The sequence below is a fragment of the Mycobacterium sp. NGS67 genome (assembly GCF_059812185.1).
In genome coordinates this window covers 1-22,636 of the sequence record NZ_JCALCF010000014.1, presented here as the reverse complement: position 1 = coordinate 22,636, position 22,636 = coordinate 1, and the positions used below count along the sequence as shown (strand labels likewise).

Below are 22,636 nucleotides of genomic sequence, written 5' to 3'. Positions count from 1 at the left end.
GGGTGGGCTTGCACACGTTGTGGTTAGACCACGCGTGGCACCGGGCACAGCTATTCATGTCCGCTACACAGCTGGCGCACAGCCGCTCGGCGTTGTCGCGCACTAGCCTGTAACGCAACTCGTGAAACAACCGACACATCAGTCACACCGTGCACCGCGCACGTGAACCCAGGGGGAGAGAACACTCATGCGGATCAAATCCATCGTCTTGGCAGCAGCGGCCGTCGCCGCCGTCGGCGCAGCCGGTGTCACCGTCACCGGCCCGGCGCCGTACCAGGTGCAACCCGTCGTCTTCGGCGCGCCGCTTCCGCAGGACCCGGCGCCGGCCACCGCGGTCCCGACGGCTGGGCAGCTCACCGGCATCCTGACCAACCTCGCCGACCCGAGTGTGTCGTTCACGAACAAAGGCAACCTGGTCGAGGGCGGCATCGGCGGCACCGAGGCGCACCTCGCCGACCACCAGTTGAAGAAGGCGGAGAAGAACGGTCAGCTGCCGTTGTCGTTCAGCATCGCCAATATCCAGCCGGCGGGCGCCGGTTCGGCCACCGCCGATGTCTCGGTTTCCGGTCCCAAGCTCTCGCCACCGGTCACCCAGAACGTGACGTTCGTCAACCAGGGCGGTCAGGGCGGCTGGGTGCTGTCGCGTGGTTCGGCGATGGAGTTGTTGCGGGCCGCCTCCCACTGACCCGGAGTACCGACGCGCTACGCCATATCCATGTCGTAGACCCGCGCATGCAAAACGGTGCGGTTACGCAGCGCGGCCCGCACCGCCCGGTGCAGGCCGTCCTCCAGATAGACGATGCCTCGCCACTTGACGGCGTGCGGGAACAGGTCGCCGTAGAACGTCGAATCCTCGGACAGTAGGCGGTCGAGTTCGAGCACCCTGGTCGTGGTGACCAACTCGTCGAGGCGGATCTGCTGCGGCGGTATCTGGGACCAGTCCCGGTACGACAGCCCGTGTTCGGGGTACGGCTTGCCCTCGCGCACGCCTTTGAAGATCACCTGCAAAGGCTAACCGCCGCGCGGCGCTGACGAGGTGTCGGCCACCGAACGCCCGTTGGCGGGATGAGCGCTGCTGAGACCGTAAAATAAACGCGGTCGGGGAGTCCCCAGGTCGCGTTCTAGGAGGTGAACGGTCGATGGGAAGCGCGGACGAGCGTCGCTTTCAGGTGTTGCACGCCATCGTCGCCGACTTCGTCGCCACCCACGAACCGATCGGCTCGAAAACGCTGGTGGAACGGCACAACCTCGGTGTCTCCAGCGCGACCGTCCGCAACGACATGGCGGTGCTGGAGGCCGAGGGTTACATCACCCAGCCGCACACCAGCTCCGGGCGGGTGCCCACGGAGAAGGGATACCGCGAGTTCGTCGACCGCCTCGACGACGTCAAGCCGCTGTCCTCGGCCGAGCGCCGCGCCATCCAGAGCTTTCTGGAATCCGGTGTCGACCTCGACGACGTGCTGCGCCGCGCGGTGCGCCTGTTGGCCCAGCTCACCCGGCAGGTGGCCGTGGTGCAGTACCCGACACTATCGACGTCGACCGTCCGGCACCTGGAAGTGATCGCGCTGACCCCGGCCCGGTTGCTGATGGTGGTCATCACCGATTCCGGGCGGGTGGACCAGCGCATCGTCGAACTCGGTGACGTCATCGACGACCATCAGCTCTCCCAACTGCGGGAGATGCTCGGGCAGGCGCTGATCGGTAAGCGGCTCGCCGCCGCCTCGATCGCGGTGGCCGACCTGGCCGGCCGGCTGCACGGCGGCGACGGCCTGGGCGACGCGGTCGGACGCTCGGCGACGGTGTTGCTTGAATCGCTGGTCGAACACACCGAGGAGCGGCTGCTGTTGGGCGGTACCGCCAACCTGACCCGCAACTCCGCCGACTTCGGCGGATCGCTGCGGTCCATCCTGGAAGCTCTCGAGGAACAGGTCGTGGTGTTGCGGCTGTTGGCGGCGCAGCAGGAAGCCGGCAAGGTGACGGTGCGCATCGGTCACGAGACGGAAGCCCAGGAGATGGCCGGCACCTCGATGGTGTCCACTCTCTACGGCAGTCACGACACCGTCTACGGCGGCATGGGGGTGCTGGGGCCCACCCGGATGGACTATCCGGGAACTATGGCCAGTGTGGCTGCGGTTGCCATGTATATCGGCGAAGTGCTGGGTGCTCGATGATCGCGCACCCCCAACAGGTTTCGAGGACAGCCGCCGCCGCGGCGGTCTAGTCCCGCATAGGAGAGGTCAAACGTGGCACGCGATTACTACGGGTTGCTCGGAGTCAGCAAGGGCGCCAGCGATGCGGACATCAAGCGCGCCTACCGCAAGCTGGCGCGCGAGCTGCATCCCGACGTCAACCCCGACCAGGCGGCGCAGGCGAAGTTCCAGGAGATCAGCGCCGCCTACGAGGTGCTGAGCGACCCGGAGAAGCGCCGGATCGTCGACCTGGGCGGAGACCCACTGGAAAGCGCGGGCGCCGGCAACGGCTTCGCCGGCTTCGGCGGCCTGGGCGACGTGTTCGAAGCGTTCTTCGGGGGCAGTGGCTTCGGCGGAGGCGGAGGTTCCCGCGGTCCGATCGGCCGGGTCCGTCCGGGATCGGACTCGCTGCTGCGGATGCGCCTGGACCTCGAGGAGTGCGCCACCGGCGTCACCAAACAGGTCACCGTCGACACCGCCGTGCTGTGCGACCGCTGCCAGGGCAAGGGCACCAACGGCGATTCGGCGCCCGTGCCGTGTGACACGTGCGCCGGCCGCGGCGAGGTGCAGAGCGTGCAGCGTTCGCTGCTGGGGCAGATGCTGACCTCGCGTCCCTGTCCGACCTGCCGCGGCGTGGGCGTCACCATCCCCGACCCCTGCTACCAGTGCATGGGCGACGGACGGGTACGCGCCCGCCGGGACATCACCGTCAAGATCCCGGCCGGGGTCGCCGAAGGCATGCGGGTCCGGCTCGCCGCGCAAGGTGAGGTCGGTCCCGGTGGCGGGCCCGCGGGTGATCTGTATGTGGAGGTCCACGAACAGGCCCACGACATCTTCGTCCGGCAGGGTGAGGATCTGCACTGCACGGTGTCGGTTCCCATGGTCGACGCGGCGCTGGGCGTCACGGTCACCTTGGATGCCATTCTGGACGGCGCCAGCGAAATCGTCGTCCCGCCGGGCACCCAGCCGGGCGCGACGATCACGCTGCGCGGGAGAGGGATGCCACACCTGCGCTCCAGCGCGCGCGGCGACCTGCACGTCCACATCGAGGTCGTGGTCCCCACCCGACTGGACAACCACGACACCGATCTGTTGCGAGAGCTGAAGAACCGCCGTGGCCGCGACGTGGCGGAAGTCCGCTCGACGCACTCCGGCGGCGGCGGCCTGTTCAGTCGCCTGCGCGAAACCTTCACCGGGCGTTAGTCTTTCACGCTCCCCATGGTGGCCACGCTGTTCTACGTCGACGCGTTGCCCGAACCGGAGGCGATGGCCTTCGTCACCGGTGACGAAGGATTCCACGCCGCCACCGTCCGGCGCATCCGGCCCGGCGAGGAACTGGTACTCGGCGACGGCGCCGGCGGGCTGGCCCGCTGCCGGGTCGAGCACGCCGGACGTGACGGCCTCGGGGCACGCGTTCAGGAACGCTGGACGGTCGCAGCCCCGTCACCCGCAGTGACGGTCGTCCAGGCGTTGCCGAAATCCGAGCGCTCCGAACTCGCCGTCGAGCTGGCCACCGAGGCCGGCGCCGACGCGTTCCTTGCGTGGCAGGCGGCGCGGTGCGTGGCCAACTGGCAAGGCGCGCGCGTCGACAAGGGCCTGCGCCGGTGGCGGGCGGTGGCCCGCGCGGCCGCACGGCAGTCCCGGCGTGCCTACATCCCGCCGGTGGACGGCGTGCTGTCCACCAAGGCCTTGACCGCGCGGGTCCGCGACGAGCTGGCCGACGGTGCCACGGTGCTGGCGTTGCACGAGTCGGCGACCCGGCGGCTGCCGGATATCGCACTGCGGCAGTCGAATTCGGTGCTGCTCGTGGTGGGTCCCGAAGGCGGTATCGCCCCGGAGGAGATCACCGCGCTGGTCGACGCCGGCGCCGTGGCGGTCCGGCTCGGCCCGACCGTGCTACGCACGTCGACGGCCGCGGCGGTGGCGCTGGGCGCGCTGGGGGTGCTCACCACCCGCTGGGACGCCTCCGCCGACTGTGAACCGGACGACACGACACGCCGGTGAGGCGTCGTGAGAATCCCACTCGCCGATGCCGGCAGCGGGACGCCTATTTCGAGCGCGGGCGGGCAATCCTGCTGGCCCGCATCAAATCGCTGAGTTGTGGTCAGCGACCGGCGGTAGACTGATGCCGTTTGATTCGACACGCCAGAAAGCAGGCAACGGAAACCACGTGACGCCCCGCGAGACCCGCGCTGCTGCCAGCGACGTGCAAGTGCGCAGCAGCATTGACGTTCCGCCCGACCTCGTCATGGGCCTGCTCGGCTCGGCCGACGAGAATTTGCGCGCCCTGGAGCGCGCGCTGAGCGCCAAGCTGCATGTCCGCGGCAACACCGTCAGCTTCTCCGGTGAGCCGGCCGACGTCGCGCTGGCCGAACGTGCGGTGTCCGAACTGGTCGCCATCGTGGGCCGCGGGCAGGCGCTGACGCCGGAGGTGGTGCGGCACAGTGTGGCCATGCTGGTCGGCACCGGCAACGAATCGCCGGCCGAGGTCCTGACCTTGGACATCCTGTCCCGGCGCGGCAAGACGATCCGGCCCAAGACGCTCAACCAGAAGCATTACGTCGACGCGATCGACAACAACACCATCGTCTTCGGCATCGGCCCGGCCGGCACCGGAAAGACCTACCTGGCCATGGCCAAAGCCGTGCACGCGCTGCAGACCAAACAGGTCACCCGCATCATCCTGACCCGGCCCGCCGTGGAAGCCGGTGAGCGCCTTGGGTTTCTGCCGGGCACACTCAGCGAGAAGATCGACCCGTATCTGCGCCCGCTGTACGACGCGCTCTACGACATGATGGATCCCGAGCTGATCCCGAAGCTGATGTCGGCCGGGGTGATCGAGGTGGCGCCGCTGGCGTATATGCGCGGGCGCGCCCAGCCGGTCTTCACAGAAGTGTTGACGCCGAACGGGTTTCGTCCCATCGGCGAGTTGGAGGTGGGGGACTTCGTCATCGGGTCGGACGGGCGGCCGACGGAGGTTCTCGGCGTCTATCCGCAAGGCTTCAAAGAGATTTATCGGGTATCGGCGCAGGACGGCTCCTCCACACTGGCCTCCGGGGATCACCTCTGGTCGGTCTACACCCGCAGCGACCGTCGGCGCGGCAAGCCCGCGCGGGTGCTGCAGACCAAGGAGATGATCGGCAATCTGCGCGCCGGGCACTCCCACCGCTACGAGTTGCCGCTATTGAGCGCGCCGGTGGATTTCGACGCTCGTGCGGTGCCGCTGGATCCGTACGTGCTCGGATTGTTGCTCGGCGACGGATGTCTCACCGGTGCGACGACGCCCTCGTTTTCGGCAGCGGATCCGGAGTTGGCCAACGCGTGGGGTCGGCTCGGTCTCGCAGGGACGCGCTCGGACACCAAGTTCATCCCGCAGGACTACCTGTTCAATTCGGCCGGCGCGCGGTTGGCCGTCCTGCAGGGTCTGCTTGATTCCGACGGCGGGTCGGTCACCCAGCGGGGGCGTACTTGCCGCATTCGGTTCACCACCGCATCCGATCGACTGCGCGACGACGTAACTTTCGTTGTCCAGTCGCTGGGCGGCGTCATCTACCAACGCACCAAGCCGGCCGAAAGCGCCGGGCCGAAGGGGCTGCAGCACCGCGCCGACGCGCACATCCTCGACATCCGCCTGCCCGAGGGCGTCGTGCCTTCCCGGCTCTCACGCAACGCCGAGAAATACAACGCGACCGGGGGCGCCCGCCCGATGCGGCTCGTCGACAGCATCGACCCAGCCGGCACCGAAGAAGCGGTGTGCATCCGGGTCGCGGCCGCAGATTCGCTGTACGTGACCGAGGACTTTCTGCTCACCCACAACACCCTCAACGACGCGTTCATCGTCCTCGACGAGGCGCAGAACACCACCGCCGAGCAGATGAAGATGTTCCTCACCCGGCTGGGTTTCGGGTCCAAGGTCGTCGTCACCGGCGACGCCACTCAGGTCGACCTGCCCGGCGGCGCACGCTCGGGTCTGCGGGCGGCGGTCGACATTCTGGAGGACATCGATGACATCCATATCGCCGAGCTGACCAGCCAGGACGTGGTCCGGCACCGGCTGGTCGGAGAGATCGTCGACGCCTACGCGCGCTACGAGGACCCCGAATCCGGGATGAACCGGGCGGCTCGGCGGGCATCCGGCAGCCGTCATCGTCGATGATGAGGGCGTGAAAGTCTCATGAGCATCGAAGTCTCCAACGAGTCGGGGATCGACGTCTCCGAAGTCGAATTGGTCAGCGTCGCGCGGTTCGTCATCACCCAGATGGACGTGAACCCGGCCGCCGAACTGTCGATGGTGTTGCTGGACACCGCGGCGATGGCCGACCTGCACATGCGCTGGATGGACCTGCCCGGACCGACCGACGTGATGAGCTTTCCGATGGACGAGCTCGAACCCGGCGGCCGCCCCGACGCCCCCGATCCAGGGCCGGCCATGCTCGGCGACATCGTGCTGTGCCCGGAGTTTGCCGCCGTGCAGGCCGCCGCGGCGGGTCACACCCTCGGTCATGAACTGGCGCTGCTGACCATCCACGGCGTGCTGCATCTGCTCGGCTACGACCACGGCGAGCCGGACGAGGAGCGCGAGATGTTCGCCCTGCAGGACCGGCTGCTGGAGGAGTGGGTGGCCGAGCAGGTGCAGGCCTACCAGCAGGACCGGCAACAGGAGCGAGACCGCCGGTTGCTAGACAAGTCAAGGTATTTCGAGAATTGAGCAGCATCTCGCAACTGCTCGGTGCGGTCGTGTTGATCGGTCTGGGCGGGCTGTTCGCGATGCTCGACGCCGCGGTCAGCACGGTGTCGCTGGCCCGCAGCCAGGAACTGGTGCGCGACGAGCGGCCGGGCGCGAGATCGTTGCTCAAGGTCATCACCGACCGGCCGCGTTACATCAACCTGGTGGTGTTGCTGCGCATCGTCTGCGAGATCTTCGCGACCGCGTTACTGGTGGTCTATTTCCGGGACAGCGTGAGCCAGAAGTGGGGATTGCTCTACGCCGCGGCCGTGATGGTGGTCACCAGCTTCGTCGTCATCGGTGTCGGTCCACGTACGCTCGGCCGCCAACACGCCTATTCGATCGCGTTGGCGACTGCCCTTCCGCTGCAGGTGATGTCGTGGCTGCTGATGCCGGTGAGCCGGGTGCTGGTGTTGCTGGGCAATGCGCTCACCCCCGGCCGGGGCTTCCGCAACGGCCCGTTCGCCTCCGAGATCGAGCTGCGCGAAGTCGTCGACCTGGCCCAGCAGCGTGGTGTGGTCGCGGCCGACGAACGCCGCATGATCGAGTCGGTTTTCGAGCTGGGTGACACCCCCGCGCGTGAGGTGATGGTGCCGCGCACCGAGATGGTGTGGATCGAGGGTGAGAAGTCAGCAGGGCAGGCGATCGCTCTCGCGGTGCGCAGCGGGCATTCCCGCATCCCGGTGATCGGCGAGAACGTCGACGACGTACTCGGCGTGGTGTACCTGAAAGACCTTGTGCGACAGCGGTTCTTTGCCTCCGATCGCGGACACGAGACCACCGCGGCGCAGGTGATGCGCCCGGCGGTCTTCGTGCCCGACTCCAAGCCGCTGGATGCGCTGCTGCGCGAGATGCAGCGCGACCGCAACCACATGGCGTTGCTGGTCGACGAGTACGGTGCCATTGCCGGGCTGGTCAGCATCGAGGACGTGCTGGAGGAGATCGTCGGTGAGATCGCCGACGAGTACGACGAAGCTGAGACGGCCCCGGTGGAGGAGTTGGGGGACAACCGTTTCCGGGTGTCGGCCCGGCTGCCCATCGAGGACGTCGGGGAGTTGTACGGGGTCGAGTTCGACGACGATCTCGACGTCGACACCGTCGGCGGTCTGCTGGCCCTGGAGCTGGGCCGTGTTCCGCTGCCGGGCGCCGAAGTGGTCTCGCACGGCCTGCGGATGCACGCCGAAGGCGGCCGCGATCATCGGGGACGGGTCCGGATCGGCACCGTGCTGTTGAGCCCAGTCGAGGAGGAGGGGGACGACGATGAGTGACCGGCTCGGTGCCGACGTCGCCACGACGCCGTGAGCGAGTTCCGTTCCGGCTTCGTGTGTCTGGTGGGCCGGCCCAACACGGGAAAATCGACGCTGACCAATGCGCTGGTCGGCGCGAAGGTGGCGATCACCTCGATGCGCCCGCAGACCACCCGGCACACCATCCGCGGGATCGTGCACCGCGAGAACTTCCAGATCATCCTGGTCGACACCCCGGGCCTGCACCGGCCGCGGACCTTGCTGGGCAAGCGCCTCAACGACCTGGTCCGCGACACCTACTCCGAGGTCGACGTCATCGGGTTGTGCATCCCGGCCGACGAGACGATCGGTCCCGGCGACCGCTGGATCGTCGAACAGATCCGCTCGGTCGCGCCGAAGACGACGTTGATGGCCATCGTCACCAAGACCGACAAAGTGCCCAGGGACCGGGTGGCCGCACAGCTGGTCGCGGTTAGTGAACTCGTCCCGAACGCCGCTGAAATCGTCCCGGTGTCAGCCGTTTCCGGGGCGCAGGTCGACGTGTTGATCGAGGTGCTGGCCGCCGCGCTGCCCCCCGGTCCGGCCTATTACCCGGACGGCGAGCTCACCGACGAGCCCGAAGAGGTGCTGATGGCCGAGCTCATCCGGGAGGCGGCCCTGGAGGGTGTCCGCGACGAGCTGCCGCACTCGCTGGCCGTGGTGATCGAGGAGGTCGAACCGCGGGATGATCGCGACGATCTGATCGACGTGCACGCCGTGCTCTACGTCGAGCGGGACAGCCAGAAGGGCATCGTCATCGGCAAGGGTGGTGCCAGGCTGCGGGAGGTGGGTACTGCGGCCCGCAGCCAGATCGAAAAGCTGCTCGGCACAAAGGTATACCTGGACCTGCGGGTGAAGGTCGCCAAGAACTGGCAGCGTGACCCCAAACAACTTGGCCGGCTTGGCTTCTAACGGCGTGTGCCGTTCACGGCCGAGCGCGGCAACCGGCCGGCGCGGGAATGTCCACTCATCACGTCACCGTCGAACACGACGTCGAAATCGAGGTTGAGCCGCATCGGCTTGCGCACCGACTGCCGCCAGGTCACCCGTGTCACGTCCGATGTCGGGCTAATCGAAACGTCTTGTAGGTCAACCGTTTCGTCCTTGTAGGTGGCGGTGCCGGACCAGCCATGCGGTCCTTGGGTGAAGAGATATTTCACCGCGAGAGTGCCGATCGGGGTCTTGATCCGCACGTCCCAGTCGCCTGCAAAGCTCGATCCAGATCTCAACTCACACCTCCACCGTTTCCCGGCCGGCGTTGCGCCACACCACGCCCCGGCGTTCGTATTCGAAGAGCTGCTCGACCGCGTGCGCGATGCGAGGGCCGTACCACCGGTCCAGCAGGTGCAGCGCCAGGTCCAACCCGGACGTCACCCCGCCTGCGGTGACCAGGTCGCCATCGTCGACCACCCGGGCGGGCACCGCGTTTACCCCAGCGGCGTCCAGCAGGCCCAGCCCCAGGTGATGGGTGACTGCGTGGCGCCCCTCGATCAGACCCGCCATCGCCAGGATCACCGAACCACCGCACACCGCCGTCACGGTGATGTCCGGATTGCCGAATGCCTGCTCCAGCAACGGAGTCAGCTTCGTCTGTGCCGCCCGGGCCAGCAACACCGGTATGGTTTCGACGCCGTCGTCGGGGTCCCCGCCGATAGGTCCGCTCGCCCCGGGCAGCAGCACGCAGCCGCTGCGGGTCGGATCGAGCGCGGCCGTCGCCGCCAGCGTCAGGCCGCGGGTCCCACTGGTCACACTGCGGGCGCCCTCCGCCGACACCAGTGACACCTCCAACTCGCCTCCCACGAATTCGCTTCCGGCAGCGAGGACTTCGAACGGCGCGATCACATCGAGCGGGTCGAACCCGTCGTAGAGCACTAGTTGCGCATGCATGCCACTCATCGTGGGCGGCACCATCATTTCTCACCAGTGGCCTGATTGCCATCCTGCATCGGTATATTGCCAAGCCATGCACAAAGTCGCGGTCTTGGCTGAGCCAGATGTCATCGCGTTCGATATGGCCATCGCGATCGAGACGTTCGGCCGCGTCCGACTGGCCGACGACACGCCCGGCTACCGCGTCCGGGTGTGCGGATGTGCGCCCGTGGTCTGCGCCGGACCCGTCGGCATCACCACCGATTTCGGGCTGGACGAGCTTTGCGATGCCGACACCATCATCGTGCCGGGACGCAACGACGTGACCACACCCGTGCGGGACGATGTGGTGGTGGCACTAAAGGCGGCCCACGACAAAGGAATTCGGATAGCGTCGATATGCACCGGCGCGTTCACCCTGGCCGCCACCGGGGTGCTCGACGGCAAGCGTGCGACCACCCATTGGGTCGCGGCGGAAATCTTTGCCGCCAGGTATCCGGCCGTGCGGCTCGATCCCGATGCGCTCTACGTCGACGAGGGCCAGATTCTGACCTCCGCCGGAGCGTCGGCCGGATTGGACTTGTGCCTGCACATGGTCGCCCGTGACTACGGTTCGGCGGTGGCCGCCGACGCAGCACGCGTGGCTGTGGCCCCACTGCACCGCAGCGGGGGCCAGGCCCAATTCATCGTCCGCAACCGTCGTGCGGTCAACACCGAACTCGACGCGGTACTGGCCTGGATCGAAACCAGCGCGCACCTGCCGCTGACCCTTGCCGACATCGCACGCCAGGCATCGACCAGCGTGCGGACGTTGAACCGCGGATTCAAGCGAGAGACCGGACAGACCCCGTTGCAATGGGTCAACGGGGTGCGGATCCGGCACGCCCAGGAACTACTCGAGGCCACCGACGAGGGAATCGAAACCATCTCGCGCCGAGTCGGTTTCGCGTCGACGACCAACTTCCGTGAGCAGTTCCGCCGACTCACGGGAGTGACACCGCAGAGCTATCGCAACACCTTTCGCCAAACTGCAGACAACACTCAGATGTGAGTCAAACCCGGTGCGTCGTACCAGTTTTCAACGTCGAGGCGGGGGCACACCGTGCATGGGCGGCGTGTTGTTGCCGGTGTTCCACCACACTTCGGGCTGTTTGGACGCCCAGCCGCTGACGGCCTCCAATTCGGCGGCCAACGAGACCAGCATGCCTTCACTGTTGGCCGGCCCCATCAGCTGCACCCCGATCGGCAACCCGTCGGAGGTGAAACCGGCCGGCACGTTGATGGACGGCCACCCGAGTACGTTCCACGGCCACGTGTACGGGCACGCGGCGATGATGGCGCGGTCGGTGGCCAGGCCGCTCAACCGGTCGAAGGCGCGCGCCTGCGGTGGCGGCTGGGCAGTGGTCGGCGCCAGCACCACGTCGACGATGTTGAAGATCGATCCGACCCGGCGCTGGTCGGCGATCTCGTGACGGCGCGCGCTGCGCAGGGTCGCCTGCGAGAGCATGTGGCCGGTGCGCATGTTGGACAACGTGCGGGGATCCCACTCGATACCGTCGCCGAGGCGCTCCTGCCACTCCCACAGCGCGGAGGTGGACCGGGCCAGAAAGTCCCACGACAACCGCAGCCCGTAGTCGGGGTTTCCCTTGACCACCTTGTGACCGAGTAGTTCGAGCTGCTCGCCGACCTTCAAAGTGGCGGCCAGGATCTCCGGATGCAGCTTGGCCCGGAAGAACGTGTAGGGAAATCCGGTCGACAAGGCGACCTTGAGTTCGCCGGGGGCGATGCCGACGTAGTCGGAGGCGGTCAACGGTTCGGGCTTGTGCAGATCGCCCTCGACGTTGCCGGACGCCGCGTCCAGCACCAGCGCGGCGTCGGCCACCGTCCGCGCCAGCACGCCGTTGACGGTGATGCCGTTGAATGATTCCGGCTCCGGCCAGGTGGAGATGCGGCCACGTTGGGGCTTGATGCCCACCAGATGCGTCCAGGCCGCCGGGATGCGGACACTGCCCGCGCCGTCGGAACCGATCGCGGCGGTCACCAGGCCCGCGGCCACCGCGGCGGCGCTGCCGCCCGACGACCCGCCCGGGGTGTGCCGGCGAGCCCATGGATTTCGGGTGTGCCCGAACCCGGGCCCGCTGGTGAACGGCCACTGGCCCAGTTCGCAGGTGTTGGTCTTGCCGACGATCACCGCACCGGCCGCCTTGAGCCGGCGGACCACCTCGCTGTCCTGGGTCGCCGGCCGGACATACCCGTCGGTGCCGTAGCGGGTCGGCACGCCAGCAACGTCGACGTCATCTTTGATCGCGATCGGGATGCCCAGCAGCGGCGCCGTGTCACCGGCAGCGCGGCGCCGGTCGGCGGCAGCGGCGTCGGCCAGCGCCGACTCGGTCAGCACGACCCGGAACGCGTTCAATGTGGACTGGCTCACATCGATGGCATGCAGCGATCGGCGGGCCAGTTCGGCGGCGGTGACCTTGCGGGTGGCCAGCTGGTACAACAGGTCGGTTAACGTGGGCAAGCGCTGGTAGCCGGAGCCGGACACGGCCCCGGAACCGGACTCGGAAGCGCCAACCACGGGGTACGAGACTATCGGCGCGGATACCCGCAATGTCGCGGCGGGGTGCAAAACTACGTGGCGATCGCCAGCGCGGCGGAGCCGGGCGCTGGGGGCACCTCCCGCTTGCGGGGGACGGGTCGCCACTAAAAGGTTCGTGGCGATCGCCAGCGCGGCGGAGCCGGGCGCAGCGGGTCGCCACTAAGATCAGCGGGATGCGGCTGTATCGAGACCGGGCTGTTGTGCTGCGTCAGCACAAGCTCGGCGAAGCCGACCGGATCGTCACCTTGCTGACCCGCGATCACGGGTTGGTTCGGGCGGTGGCCAAGGGCGTGCGCCGCACCCGCAGCAAATTCGGTGCCCGGTTGGAACCGTTCGCGCACATCGACGCGCAACTGCACCCGGGCCGCAACCTCGACATTGTCACCCAGGTCGTTTCGATCGACGCGTTCGCCACCGACATCGTCAGCGATTACGGCCGCTACACCTGCGCTTGCGCGATGCTGGAAACCGCCGAACGTCTCGCCGGGGAAGAACGGGCGCCCGCCCCGGCGCTGCACCGGCTCACCGTCAGCGCGCTCCGGGCGGTGGCGGATGGGCGCCGGTCCCGCGATCTGCTGTTGGACGCCTACCTGTTACGCGCCATGGCCACAGCCGGATGGGCGCCGGCGTTGACCGAATGCGCCCGCTGCGCCACCCCGGGTCCGCATCGGGCGTTTCACATCGCAGCCGGAGGCAGCGTCTGCACGCACTGCCGTCCGGCCGGCGCGACCACTCCGCCGCTGGGCGTGGTGGACCTCATGTCCGCCCTGCACGACGGTGATTGGGAGAGTGCCGAGGCCGCGCCGCAAGCACACCGCAGCTACGTCAGCGGACTGGTAGCCGCGCACCTGCAATGGCACTTGGAGCGCCAGCTCAAGACGCTGCCGCTGGTGGAGCGGGTCTCCGCCAATCGCACCATCGCCGACCGTCGCCCCGAACCGATTGGGCAGGATGTCGAGTGTGGCTAACAGGGCCGAGCGAAAGCTGAAGTTCGCCGACTTTCCGCAACTGCCCCCGGCGCCCGAGGATTACCCGACCTTTCCCGACACCTCGACGTGGCCGGTCGTCTTCCCGCAGTTGCCGCCGTCGCCCGACGGGGGACCGCGTCGTCCGCCGCAACACACGTCGAAGGCGGTTGCACCCCGGATCCCGGCCGACCAGCTGCCCAACCACGTCGCCATCGTGATGGACGGCAACGGCCGCTGGGCTACCCAGCGTGGCTTGAGTCGTACCGAGGGCCACAAGATGGGCGAAGCGGTGGTGATCGACATCGCTTGCGGCGCAGTCGAACTCGGTATCAAATGGCTCAGTCTCTACGCGTTCTCCACGGAGAACTGGAAGCGTTCGCCCGAAGAGGTCCGCTTTCTCATGGGCTTCAACCGCGACGTGGTGCGACGTCGCCGGGAGATTCTCAACGAGATGGGCGTGCGGATTCGCTGGGTGGGTTCCCGGCCGCGCCTGTGGCGCAGCGTGATCAACGAACTCGCGATCGCCGAGGAAGTGACGAAGAACAACGACGTCATCACCATCAACTACTGCGTCAACTACGGTGGCCGCGCCGAGATCGCCGAAGCCACCAGACGGATCGCCGAGCAGGCCGCGGCCGGCAGACTCAACCCCGATCGCATCACCGAATCCACCCTCGCGCGGTACATGCAGCGTCCTGACATCCCCGACGTCGACCTGTTCCTGCGCACCTCGGGGGAGCAACGGTCCAGCAACTTCATGCTGTGGCAGGCGGCTTACGCCGAATTCATCTTCCAGGACAAGCTCTGGCCCGACTACGACCGTCGCGATCTGTGGGCGGCCTGCGAGGAATACGCCTCGCGTAACCGCCGGTTCGGGAGCGCCTAGTGCCGGCACTGCAAGAGCGACTCATGGCGATACTCGGAGAGGTGCTGGCCGTCGACGCGGAATCCGACGGGGCGCTGACAATACGGCACAACGGCACGTTCGCGTCGTTGCGGGTGGTGACCATCGCCGAGGACCTCGACCTGGTGTCGTTGACCCAGGTATTGGCCTGGGACCTGCCGCTGTCGAAGAAGATCAGCGACCAGGTGGCCAGGCACGGCCGGGACTCGAACTTCGGGTCGGTGACTCTGCTCGAAAAGGGGTCCAAGAGCGCCAAGACGGCGGACGTCTTACTGCGGTACAACTTTCCCGGCGGCGGGCTCACCGACGACGCACTGCGCACGTTGATCCTGTTGGTGCTGGACAGCGGTGCCCGCATCCGCGCCGAATTGACCGCCTGAGCGCGACCAGTGTGCGGCCGGCAGCACATTCGGCGGCCAGGGCTCAGCGGCAATCCGAGCAGGTGCCGAAGATCTCGATGGTGTGGCTGACGTCGGAGTAGCCGTGTTTGGTGGCCACTTCGGCCGCCCAGGCCTCGACCTCGTGGTCGCCGACCTCGATGGCCGAGCCGCAGCTGCGGCACACCAGGTGGTGGTGATGGTGATCCGAGCATCTGCGGTAGACCGCTTCTCCGGTGTCGGTGCGCAGCGAGTCGACCAGGCCTGCGGCCGCCATCGACTGCAGCGTCCGATAAACGGTGGTCAGGCCGATGTTCTCGCCGCGCCGGCGCAGCTCGTCGTGCAGTTCTTGAGCCGAGCGGAACTCGTCCAGCGTCTCCAACAGCGTCGAGATGGCCGCCCGTTGCCGGGTGGAGCGGACGCTTCCTGCGGTTTCGCTCATGTCACGTCCTCGCTGGCATGGGCAACCGCGTCGATGACGATGTGCGCCAGGTGATGGTCGGCCAGCCGGTACAGCACTTCGCGGCCGGACCGTTCCCCGGACACCACCCCAGCGGCTTTGAGGATCTTCAGATGCTGACTCACCAATGGTTGCGGAACACCCAGCGCGTCGACCAATTCGTGGACGCAGCGCTGAGATTCGCGCAACTGCAACACGATGGCGATCCGCACCGGGGCGGCCAGGGCGCGCAGCAATTCGCCGGCGGCATCGAGGATGTCCCGCGACGGTGGCGTCGGATAGGAGGGATGTTCCTCGAACCGGTCAGCACCGTGCTCGTGCGGACCGACCACGTCGTCGTCGGCGGCAGGAGCGGAATGTGTCCGGGGCGACGTCACCGTATGGAGTCACCACCTCTTGAAGTACCGAGCATTCGAAACAGCTTGAGACTCGCCGGAGAACCACCGTCGGCTGCAGCCCGCGACTGCCCTCCACTGTCACATGCATGATGATGCATGTCAAAGACCGGGACGGTGGTCGCTACCATGACTGATGTTTTGCGGGCGGCGCTTGCCGTTGCCCGCGTCTGCCAGATCCTCCGAAGGGAGCGCACGCCCCGTGGCGTCTGTCATCGACACCGTGGTCAACCTGGCCAAACGACGGGGCTTCGTCTTCCCGTCCGGCGAAATCTACGGCGGCACGAAGTCGGCGTGGGACTACGGCCCGCTGGGGGTCGAACTCAAGGAGAACATCAAACGGCAGTGGTGGCGTGCGGTGGTCACCGGTCGCGACGACGTCGTCGGCCTGGATTCGTCGATCATCCTGCCGCGCGAAGTATGGGTCGCCTCCGGTCACGTCGAGGTGTTCCACGACCCGCTGGTCGAATCGCTGATCACCCACAAGCGTTATCGCGCTGACCATCTCATCGAGGCCTACGAGGCCAAACACGGGCACCCGCCGCCCAACGGGCTGGCCGACATTCGGGACCCGGAAACCGGCGAGCCGGGCCGGTGGACCGAGCCGCGCGAGTTCAACATGATGCTCAAGACCTACCTCGGGCCCATCGAGACCGAAGAAGGCCTGCACTATCTGCGTCCGGAGACCGCGCAAGGGATCTTCGTCAACTTCGCCAACGTGGTGACCACCGCTCGCCGCAAGCCCCCGTTCGGCATCGGGCAGATCGGCAAGAGTTTCCGCAACGAGATCACCCCGGGCAACTTCATCTTCCGGACCCGCGAGTTCGAACAGATGGAGATGGAGTTCTTCGTCGAGCCTTCGACGGCCAAGGAGTGGCACCAGTATTGGATCGACACCCGGCGCCAGTGGTACATCGACCTCGGCATCGACCCCGAGAACCTGCGGCTGTTCGAACACCCGAGGGAAAAGCTGTCGCACTACTCCGACGGCACCACCGACATCGAGTACAAGTTCGGGTTCGCCGGTAATCCATGGGGTGAGCTGGAAGGCATTGCCAACCGCACCGACTTCGACTTGTCGACGCACTCGAAGCATTCCGGAACCGAACTGTCCTACTACGACCAGGCCACCGACACCCGCTACGTGCCCTACGTGATCGAACCTGCCGCCGGGCTGACGCGGTCGTTCATGGCCTTCCTGGTCGACGCGTACCACGAGGACGAGGCGCCCAACGCCAAGGGCGGGGTGGACAAGCGCACGGTGCTGCGACTGGATCAGCGATTGGCTCCGGTCAAAGCGGCGGTGTTGCCGCTGTCGCGGCACGCCGATCTGAGCCCGAAGGCCCGCGACCTTGCCGCCGAGCTGCGCAAGTCCTGGAACATCGAGTTCGACGACGCCGGAGCGATCGGCCGGCGCTACCGTCGCCAGGACGAGATCGGCACGCCGTATTGCGTGACGATCGACTTCGACTCACTCGAAGACGACGCGGTCACGGTGCGCGAGCGCGACGCCATGACGCAGGAGCGCGTCGCGATCGACAAGGTAGCCGACTACTTAGCCGTGCGCTTGAGGGGCAGCTGATCTCGCGGGCGTGCGCAGTGGATAAAGCCGAACTTGTTTCGCCTTTCTCAGCGTAATTCGGCGGTTTATCCGCACGCCCGGGGATATCTCGTCAGACGAAGTTCATTCGAACTGACTTTTCAAATGTCGTGCGGAGCCGTTTCGTGGCAGACCTTTTCTGTGCCCATGGAGCCGACGGCGCGTGACCGGCGTTGGCTGATGAGTTCAGATTTGCCGAAAATTTATCTGCCGCGGCGACCTCGGGTGCGGCCGGCGACGAGACGGGTCGTCGCGGCGTCGTCTATGGGCGGAAACGTCGGTGCCGCCATGGATTCGGTGATGCCGCGGTCGCGACGCGGTGGTGGGAGAATCCTCGGGATGCGCATTGCGGCAGCAGAAGTCCCGCACGGGTGAACTGCGGAACGATGGTTGCGACGGTGTCGTCTCGCGCCCTCATATTCTGGTGTCGCAAACCGTCCGCCAAACGAATCAGAAAAGCGGCCGAATTACTCCGATTCGACGCCCGGTAATTCGAAAGTCTAATTCGTCGACATCTCGCTGGACAGCTGTCCGGCCCCGCACAGGATGGGGCGGACCGATGGCCCAATTCCCTCGAATGTCGGTGAAGGCGCAGACTTTCGGCCGGATTTGTTTTACGATGCGGCATGGACTGTCCTGTGTGACGGACGCCACCAAGAGTTGGAGCCGTTGGCGCGGCTGGCTGGGTTGGGGTTGCGATGTTCTTGGATTTTGCGTGGTTGCCGCCGGAGATCAATTCGGCGCGGATTTTCGCTGGGGCTGGGTCGGGTCCGTTGCATGTGGCGGCGGCGGCTTGGGAGAGTTTGGCCGCTGATTTGGCGGCGTCGGCGGAGTCGTTCAACGCGGTGATTGTGGGTTTGGCCAGCGGGCCGTGGGCGGGTCCGGCGTCGGCGTCGATGGCTGCTGCGGCGACTCCGTATGTGGGGTGGTTGGGGGCTGCGGCGGCGCAGGCTCAGTCGGCGGCGGGTCAGGCGCGTGCGGCGGCGTCGTCGTTTGAGGGGGCGTTGACGGCCACGGTGCATCCGGCGGTGGTGGAGGCCAATCGGGTGTCGTTGATGACGTTGATCGCGACGAATTTCTTGGGGTTGAATACTCCGGCGATTTTTGCCAACGAGTTCGATTATGTGGAGATGTGGGCCCAGGATGTGGCCGCGATGTTGGGTTATCAGTCCGGTGCGACGGCGGTGGCTGCGAGCTTGACTCCGTTCAGTGTCCCGCCGCTCGACCTGGCCGGACTGGCGTCAACGGTGAACGCGAGTCTGGCCGGCTACGCCGGCTCGGTTACCGCGGCGTTGAGCCCGGTCGCCGAAGTCGCCACCGACGGAGCCGCGGCGATGGTGCTGGGCGTGCAGTCGGTCGCCGCGGGGATACCCGTGGGAACCGTGTTGTCGGGGGTGCAGGCTGCGGCGATGCCGGCCAGCATGTTGATCGGTCCGATGATGCAGCTGGGGCAGACCGCGGGAGTCGGAACCGCCGGATTGGCCGGCGCCACCGAGGGATTGACCGACATACCCAAGCTCGTCGGCGGAGCCGTTCCCGGGCTGAACGGACTCGGTGGGGGCGCCGCCCTCGGTGCGGGGATGGCCGGCGACCTCGGCAAGGCGCACCTGGTGGGTGCGATGTCGGTGCCGCCGACCTGGCAGGGGTCGGTGCCCAAGGCGATGGCCAGCTCGGCGATGTCGGGACTGGGCACGATGCCCAACGCGGCGGCGATGGCGCCGGCCGCGGGCGGCTCCGGAATGGGCATGATGCCAATGCCGATGGGCATGGGTGGCGCTGGCGGAGGCATGCCCGGCGGCATGATGGGCCGCGGTGGCGCAGGCGCGCAAGTGGTGCAGAACCGCCCGAGCGTGATTCCGCGGACCGGCGTCGGATAGGACGACGGGTCTGCCTGACCTAACCGGCCCGTCAGGGCCGCGACCGACGCTGCGGGGTCGACTGCCGAATTCGCGTGTCGGGCATGTGCGGCGGCCGAATATACTGGGCAAGTAACTAAACCGATTCGGCGCTCGAATAGTCCAATATCCGTCCTTTTGGCGGAAAGCTCCGAACTTTCGGTGCAGTTTGATTTACGATCCGGCAGTGAGCCGGTGCGTATCGGATAGTACGGATGAGTGGTTGTCGGCGCCGTTGACGCGGCTGGCTGAGTTGGGGTTGCGATGATTTGGGATTTTGCGTGGTTGCCGCCGGAGATCAATTCGGCGCGGATTTTCGCCGGGGCTGGGTCGGGTCCGTTGCATGTGGCGGCGGCGGCTTGGGAGAGTTTGGCCGCTGATTTGGCGGCGTCGGCGGAGTCGTTCAACGCGGTGATTGTCGGTTTGGCCAGCGGGCCCTGGGCGGGTCCGGCGTCGGCGTCGATGGCGGCTGCGGCGACTCCGTATGTGGGGTGGCTGGGGGCTGCGGCGGCGCAGGCTGAGTCGGCGGCGGGTCAGGCGCGCGCGGCGGCGTCGTCGTTTGAGGGGGCGTTGACGGCCACGGTGCATCCGGCGGTGGTGGAGGCCAATCGGGTGTCGTTGATGACGTTGATCGCGACGAATTTCTTGGGGTTGAACACTCCGGCGATTTTTGCCAACGAGTTCGATTATGTGGAGATGTGGGCCCAGGATGTGGCCGCGATGTTGGGTTATCAGTCCGGTGCGACGGCGGTGGCTGCGAGCTTGATTCCGTTCACTACGCCGCCGCTCGACCTGGCCGGACTGGCCGCAACCGTCAACGCGGGGGCTGCCGGACTGGCGACGCAGGCCACGGCTGCCCTTGCCCCGGTTGCTTCCGGTGTCACCGCGGCGGCGCCCGCGCTGGTTGCCGGGGTGCAGTCGGCGGCTGCCGCGGTGCCAGTGGACATGGCGATGTCGATGTTCTCGGCGGGTGCGATGCCGGCCAGCATGTTGATCGGTCCGATGATGCAGCTGGGGCAGACCGCCGGAGCCGGAACTGCCGGACTGGCGGGTGCCACCACCGCGGCGGACTTGGCCGGCATGCCGGCGTTGGCCGGTGACATCAATCCCATGAAGGGCATCGGTGGCGGCGGAGCCGGACTGGGTGCCGGGATGGCGGCCGGCCTCGGCAACGCACGACTGGTGGGTGCGATGTCGGTGCCGCCGACCTGGCAGGGCTCGGTGCCCAAGGCGATGGCCAGCTCGGCGATGTCGGGTCTGGGCGTCAACGCCGCGGAGATGGCCCAAGCCGCCGGAGCCGCTGGTGCGGGTGGCGGCATGCCGATGATGCCGATGCCGATGGGCATGGGTGGCGGCGCCCAGGGTATGCCTGGCGGCATGATGGGCCGCGGTGGCGCGAGTCCGCATGTGGTGCAGAACCGGCCGAGCGTGATCCCGCGCACCGGCGTCGGATAATTGGCCGTCAAAGGCGCGGGCGGCGCTTGGGGGGTCCCCGTCGCCCGCGCCTTTGTCATGTCGTGACTTGTTGCGGTGCAACAGGATTGAGCGGCCGCTAAAGTTGCCCGAGTCCGCGGCTCACCAGGAATGTGCCGAGTAGGGTGACGACGACGGCGAACATCTGTTGCCGTCGAGCTTGCGCCCACTGCTGCACCGCTGCTATCACGTGGTCGGTGCGGGCCGGGGCCGCCAGTCGACTGATAAGCGGGACCTCCACGAACGCCAAGGCGATCAGGGTGTATGCCCCGGCGGCAATTGTCTGGGTGCTTGCCGCCGCTCCCGAGGCCACGATCGCGGCGAGCGCCGCCATGAACCGAAAGTCGATCAACATGCCCGCGCCGAGAGCGAACGCCACGCTGAGCGGGCGGGCCCGCAGTGCGCAATGCGCGCGGCTCGACAACGCCGACAGTCGCGACGAGCCGATCACGGTCCCACCTTGTCGTCCTCGCCGCGACATGCCGACCGCGACCGCTGCGATCAGCAGGGCCAGCATTCCCATCGCTAGCTGAATCCGGCCGGCGGTGGCGGTGGCAGTGGCGTGTTGCATCCGGCCGACCACGGCGATGGTGTTGTCGCGCATGCCGTAGAGCACTCCCGCGGCGAGTGCGACACTTGTCGCCATGCCGCCGAGCCAGAATGCGAGCAGCGGGCCAAGCGCCCGAGAACGCGACGACAGGACGGCGCTGACGCCGAGCCGTACCGGGTCGGCGGTCGCCACAAGAGCTAACACCAGCACCGTGCACCACATGGCAACGCACGCTACAACGGTTGCTGCGGGTTGCGGAACCCATTGAGAGGCACCGTTTTTGCCCCCACACGGCGATAGCCGCGACCCCGGTCGATTCTGGCGCGTCGATAAGACGGCACAGGTCTGATCGGTGCCGAGTAATTTGGCCCTGACCTCGCATGATCCGTCGTCAGCGACACGTCGAGGACAAATCGAACGGGCTTTCTGAGGGATCGATCAAAAATGTGGGATCGAATAAATTTTCTGCGAAATCGCCGGCAACCGTGCAGGCGGCGGACGGTTGCACATCCCGGTACCGAAGATGAATCCATCCGATCCCGCCGTCGATCATCCGCGCAAAGCGATTTTGACTCCGAGAAGCCGCGCTTCGCAGCGGCGATGTTGCCGTCCCAGCGCCGGGGACGTAATGCGAAGCATACTGGCGGCCAACGGTTTTGCCGGGACTGTGCGGGTTCGGATCGCACAGATGCGAACCGGTCGCCGGCCGCAGCGGCAGCCCATCGGGATCGTCGGGCCTGATCGGATACGCACAGGTGCTGGACGGCGGGTTGCGCGGGGAAATAAATCCGGGAAAGAGGAGATATCGCGGCGCGGATTGCCTTAAGCTTTGAATGCTCGGTGGTTTGTGCTTGCCATTGAGCAAGGTGTGTTGACATCGACACTGGGAAGGGGACAGCGTGCTTCTGCCTCTTGGTCCGCCCTTGCCGCCCGATTCGGTGGCAGCGAAACGGGGCGAGTCGGGCATGCTCGGCGGATTGTCAGTTCCGCTCAGCTGGGGTACGGCTGTTCCGCCGGACGACTACGACCACTGGTCGAAGGAGTCCGAAGCAGGTGTCGAAGAAGTCGTCGTAGTGCCTGGTGCGGTCGATCCGGAACCGATCGAACCTGGCAACGACGAGTGGGATGAGTGGGCAGAGTGGAAACAGTGGGAGGCGGAGAACGCCGAACCCCGTTTCGAGATGCCGCGCGGTAGCAGCGTGGTCCCGCATTCGCCGGCAGCCGGGTGAGAGAAAGGGTCAAGACTGTCGTTGTCTACGGGTGATTGACGGCTTCGGGACTTCCCGGAGGCAGTGATCACATCAATCAAAACTGGTTGAAATTCCAAGTAACACATCCACAAGCT

At 66.8% G+C, this 22,636-nt stretch carries 23 protein-coding genes and 3 pseudogenes; 18 read left to right on the top strand and 8 right to left on the bottom strand.

Features of this window, described 5'->3' with window-relative positions; genetic code table 11:
• The first annotated feature begins 187 nt into the window (after positions 1 to 187).
• Positions 188 to 685 (top strand): MTB12 family secreted protein, encoded by a 498-nt coding sequence (locus AC5Y4D_RS15140; protein WP_500037555.1) that lies wholly within the window; start codon positions 188 to 190, stop codon positions 683 to 685.
• 17 nt (positions 686 to 702) lie between these two features.
• On the opposite strand, the gene AC5Y4D_RS15135 is transcribed toward AC5Y4D_RS15140, so the two are convergent.
• Complete coding sequence (locus tag AC5Y4D_RS15135) at positions 703 to 1,002, bottom strand: type II toxin-antitoxin system VapB family antitoxin (RefSeq protein WP_499945237.1); 300 nt, start codon at positions 1,000 to 1,002, stop codon at positions 703 to 705.
• A gap of 137 nt (positions 1,003 to 1,139) precedes the next feature.
• Between AC5Y4D_RS15135 and hrcA the strand changes: the two genes are divergently transcribed.
• The 9 genes and pseudogenes from hrcA (at position 1,140) to era (ending at position 9,113) form a co-directional block, all read left to right on the top strand.
• Positions 1,140 to 2,171 carry a heat-inducible transcriptional repressor HrcA gene (gene hrcA, locus AC5Y4D_RS15130; RefSeq protein ID WP_500037554.1) on the top strand — a complete coding sequence of 344 codons (1,032 nt, stop codon included), beginning with the start codon at positions 1,140 to 1,142 and terminating at the stop codon, positions 2,169 to 2,171.
• 72 nt (positions 2,172 to 2,243) lie between these two features.
• Positions 2,244 to 3,392 (top strand): molecular chaperone DnaJ, encoded by a 1,149-nt coding sequence (gene dnaJ, locus AC5Y4D_RS15125; RefSeq protein WP_499945239.1) that lies wholly within the window; start codon positions 2,244 to 2,246, stop codon positions 3,390 to 3,392.
• Positions 3,393 to 3,407: 15 nt separating this feature from the next.
• On the top strand, positions 3,408 to 4,193 hold the full coding sequence (locus tag AC5Y4D_RS15120; protein ID WP_500037553.1) for a 16S rRNA (uracil(1498)-N(3))-methyltransferase: 786 nt from the start codon (positions 3,408 to 3,410) through the stop codon (positions 4,191 to 4,193).
• Positions 4,194 to 4,359: 166 nt separating this feature from the next.
• A pseudogene (locus tag AC5Y4D_RS15115) lies at positions 4,360 to 5,061 on the top strand (PhoH family protein); the annotation flags it as partial.
• Positions 5,050 to 5,763: pseudogene (locus tag AC5Y4D_RS15110) on the top strand (LAGLIDADG family homing endonuclease); the annotation flags it as partial. The pseudogenes AC5Y4D_RS15115 and AC5Y4D_RS15110, both read left to right, overlap by 12 nt.
• Before the next feature lie 240 nt (positions 5,764 to 6,003).
• Positions 6,004 to 6,345, top strand: a pseudogene (locus tag AC5Y4D_RS15105) (PhoH family protein); the annotation flags it as partial.
• Between the two features lie 18 nt (positions 6,346 to 6,363).
• The gene (gene ybeY, locus AC5Y4D_RS15100) at positions 6,364 to 6,897 is read left to right on the top strand and encodes an rRNA maturation RNase YbeY (RefSeq protein WP_499945241.1); all 534 of its coding nucleotides are present in this window, start codon (positions 6,364 to 6,366) and stop codon (positions 6,895 to 6,897) included.
• On the top strand, positions 6,894 to 8,183 hold the full coding sequence (locus AC5Y4D_RS15095; RefSeq protein ID WP_499945242.1) for a hemolysin family protein: 1,290 nt from the start codon (positions 6,894 to 6,896) through the stop codon (positions 8,181 to 8,183). Before ybeY ends, AC5Y4D_RS15095 begins: the two co-directional genes overlap by 4 nt.
• A 30-nt stretch (positions 8,184 to 8,213) precedes the next feature.
• On the top strand, positions 8,214 to 9,113 hold the full coding sequence (gene era / locus AC5Y4D_RS15090; protein WP_500037552.1) for a GTPase Era: 900 nt from the start codon (positions 8,214 to 8,216) through the stop codon (positions 9,111 to 9,113).
• Here era and AC5Y4D_RS15085 read toward each other — a convergent pair.
• Both AC5Y4D_RS15085 and AC5Y4D_RS15080 read right to left on the bottom strand, forming a co-directional pair.
• The gene (locus tag AC5Y4D_RS15085; RefSeq protein WP_500037551.1) at positions 9,110 to 9,430 is read right to left on the bottom strand and encodes a hypothetical protein; all 321 of its coding nucleotides are present in this window, start codon (positions 9,428 to 9,430) and stop codon (positions 9,110 to 9,112) included. The genes era and AC5Y4D_RS15085 overlap by 4 nt on opposite strands.
• A 1-nt stretch (position 9,431) precedes the next feature.
• On the bottom strand, positions 9,432 to 10,088 hold the full coding sequence (locus AC5Y4D_RS15080) for a DJ-1/PfpI family protein (RefSeq protein ID WP_500037550.1): 657 nt from the start codon (positions 10,086 to 10,088) through the stop codon (positions 9,432 to 9,434).
• Between the two features lie 76 nt (positions 10,089 to 10,164).
• Here AC5Y4D_RS15080 and AC5Y4D_RS15075 point away from each other — a divergent pair, with 76 nt between their 5' ends.
• Complete coding sequence (locus AC5Y4D_RS15075; protein ID WP_500037549.1) at positions 10,165 to 11,121, top strand: GlxA family transcriptional regulator; 957 nt, start codon at positions 10,165 to 10,167, stop codon at positions 11,119 to 11,121.
• 27 nt (positions 11,122 to 11,148) lie between these two features.
• Here the strand turns inward: AC5Y4D_RS15075 and AC5Y4D_RS15070 are convergent, their stop codons facing one another.
• Complete coding sequence (locus AC5Y4D_RS15070) at positions 11,149 to 12,648, bottom strand: amidase (RefSeq protein WP_500037548.1); 1,500 nt, start codon at positions 12,646 to 12,648, stop codon at positions 11,149 to 11,151.
• Between the two features lie 194 nt (positions 12,649 to 12,842).
• Between AC5Y4D_RS15070 and recO the strand changes: the two genes are divergently transcribed.
• From recO to AC5Y4D_RS15055, 3 genes are read left to right on the top strand one after another with little or no spacing between them, the layout of a single operon-like run.
• The gene (recO, locus tag AC5Y4D_RS15065) at positions 12,843 to 13,637 is read left to right on the top strand and encodes a DNA repair protein RecO (RefSeq protein ID WP_499992077.1); all 795 of its coding nucleotides are present in this window, start codon (positions 12,843 to 12,845) and stop codon (positions 13,635 to 13,637) included.
• Entirely contained in the window at positions 13,630 to 14,523 is an 894-nt protein-coding gene (locus AC5Y4D_RS15060) for a decaprenyl diphosphate synthase (protein WP_499992076.1), read from the top strand. Before recO ends, AC5Y4D_RS15060 begins: the two co-directional genes overlap by 8 nt.
• Positions 14,523 to 14,921 (top strand): hypothetical protein, encoded by a 399-nt coding sequence (locus AC5Y4D_RS15055; protein WP_499992075.1) that lies wholly within the window; start codon positions 14,523 to 14,525, stop codon positions 14,919 to 14,921. Before AC5Y4D_RS15060 ends, AC5Y4D_RS15055 begins: the two co-directional genes overlap by 1 nt.
• A gap of 43 nt (positions 14,922 to 14,964) precedes the next feature.
• Here AC5Y4D_RS15055 and AC5Y4D_RS15050 read toward each other — a convergent pair whose 3' ends face one another.
• On the bottom strand, positions 14,965 to 15,360 hold the full coding sequence (locus tag AC5Y4D_RS15050) for a Fur family transcriptional regulator (RefSeq protein ID WP_499945252.1): 396 nt from the start codon (positions 15,358 to 15,360) through the stop codon (positions 14,965 to 14,967).
• Positions 15,357 to 15,755 (bottom strand): ArsR/SmtB family transcription factor, encoded by a 399-nt coding sequence (locus tag AC5Y4D_RS15045; protein ID WP_499945253.1) that lies wholly within the window; start codon positions 15,753 to 15,755, stop codon positions 15,357 to 15,359. The genes AC5Y4D_RS15050 and AC5Y4D_RS15045 overlap by 4 nt, the downstream gene beginning before the upstream one ends.
• Before the next feature lie 220 nt (positions 15,756 to 15,975).
• On the opposite strand from AC5Y4D_RS15045, the gene AC5Y4D_RS15040 reads away from it, so the two are divergent.
• The 3 genes from AC5Y4D_RS15040 to AC5Y4D_RS15030 all read left to right on the top strand — a co-directional run bounded on the left by AC5Y4D_RS15040 (position 15,976) and on the right by AC5Y4D_RS15030 (position 20,723).
• Complete coding sequence (locus tag AC5Y4D_RS15040) at positions 15,976 to 17,355, top strand: glycine--tRNA ligase (protein ID WP_499945254.1); 1,380 nt, start codon at positions 15,976 to 15,978, stop codon at positions 17,353 to 17,355.
• A gap of 716 nt (positions 17,356 to 18,071) precedes the next feature.
• Complete coding sequence (locus AC5Y4D_RS15035; RefSeq protein WP_500037547.1) at positions 18,072 to 19,250, top strand: PPE family protein; 1,179 nt, start codon at positions 18,072 to 18,074, stop codon at positions 19,248 to 19,250.
• A 282-nt stretch (positions 19,251 to 19,532) separates the two neighbouring features.
• Positions 19,533 to 20,723, top strand: a complete 1,191-nt coding sequence (locus AC5Y4D_RS15030) for a PPE family protein (protein ID WP_500037546.1) — start codon at positions 19,533 to 19,535, stop codon at positions 20,721 to 20,723.
• A gap of 97 nt (positions 20,724 to 20,820) precedes the next feature.
• On the opposite strand, the gene AC5Y4D_RS15025 is transcribed toward AC5Y4D_RS15030, so the two are convergent.
• Both AC5Y4D_RS15025 and AC5Y4D_RS15020 read right to left on the bottom strand, forming a co-directional pair.
• Complete coding sequence (locus tag AC5Y4D_RS15025) at positions 20,821 to 21,513, bottom strand: GAP family protein (RefSeq protein ID WP_500037545.1); 693 nt, start codon at positions 21,511 to 21,513, stop codon at positions 20,821 to 20,823.
• Between the two features lie 169 nt (positions 21,514 to 21,682).
• Positions 21,683 to 22,156 (bottom strand): hypothetical protein, encoded by a 474-nt coding sequence (locus AC5Y4D_RS15020; RefSeq protein WP_500037544.1) that lies wholly within the window; start codon positions 22,154 to 22,156, stop codon positions 21,683 to 21,685.
• Positions 22,157 to 22,190: 34 nt separating this feature from the next.
• On the opposite strand from AC5Y4D_RS15020, the gene AC5Y4D_RS15015 reads away from it, so the two are divergent.
• Positions 22,191 to 22,520: a hypothetical protein gene (locus tag AC5Y4D_RS15015; protein ID WP_499945259.1), complete on the top strand. Its 330-nt coding sequence runs from the start codon at positions 22,191 to 22,193 to the stop codon at positions 22,518 to 22,520.
• The last annotated feature ends 116 nt before the right edge of the window (positions 22,521 to 22,636 follow it).

Bases quoted from the DNA above. Each gene is read 5' to 3' on its own strand.
- AC5Y4D_RS15140 (WP_500037555.1), top strand. From the start codon at position 188: ATGCGGATCAAATCCATCGTCTTGGCAGCAGCGGCCGTCGCCGCCGTC.
- hrcA (WP_500037554.1), top strand. From the start codon at position 1,140: ATGGGAAGCGCGGACGAGCGTCGCTTTCAGGTGTTGCACGCCATCGTC.
- AC5Y4D_RS15120 (WP_500037553.1), top strand. From the start codon at position 3,408: ATGGTGGCCACGCTGTTCTACGTCGACGCGTTGCCCGAACCGGAGGCG.
- ybeY (WP_499945241.1), top strand. From the start codon at position 6,364: ATGAGCATCGAAGTCTCCAACGAGTCGGGGATCGACGTCTCCGAAGTC.
- AC5Y4D_RS15080 (WP_500037550.1), bottom strand. From the start codon at position 10,088: ATGCATGCGCAACTAGTGCTCTACGACGGGTTCGACCCGCTCGATGTG.
- AC5Y4D_RS15075 (WP_500037549.1), top strand. From the start codon at position 10,165: ATGCACAAAGTCGCGGTCTTGGCTGAGCCAGATGTCATCGCGTTCGAT.
- recO (WP_499992077.1), top strand. From the start codon at position 12,843: ATGCGGCTGTATCGAGACCGGGCTGTTGTGCTGCGTCAGCACAAGCTC.
- AC5Y4D_RS15050 (WP_499945252.1), bottom strand. From the start codon at position 15,360: ATGAGCGAAACCGCAGGAAGCGTCCGCTCCACCCGGCAACGGGCGGCC.
- AC5Y4D_RS15035 (WP_500037547.1), top strand. From the start codon at position 18,072: ATGTTCTTGGATTTTGCGTGGTTGCCGCCGGAGATCAATTCGGCGCGG.
- AC5Y4D_RS15030 (WP_500037546.1), top strand. From the start codon at position 19,533: ATGATTTGGGATTTTGCGTGGTTGCCGCCGGAGATCAATTCGGCGCGG.
- AC5Y4D_RS15025 (WP_500037545.1), bottom strand. From the start codon at position 21,513: ATGTGGTGCACGGTGCTGGTGTTAGCTCTTGTGGCGACCGCCGACCCG.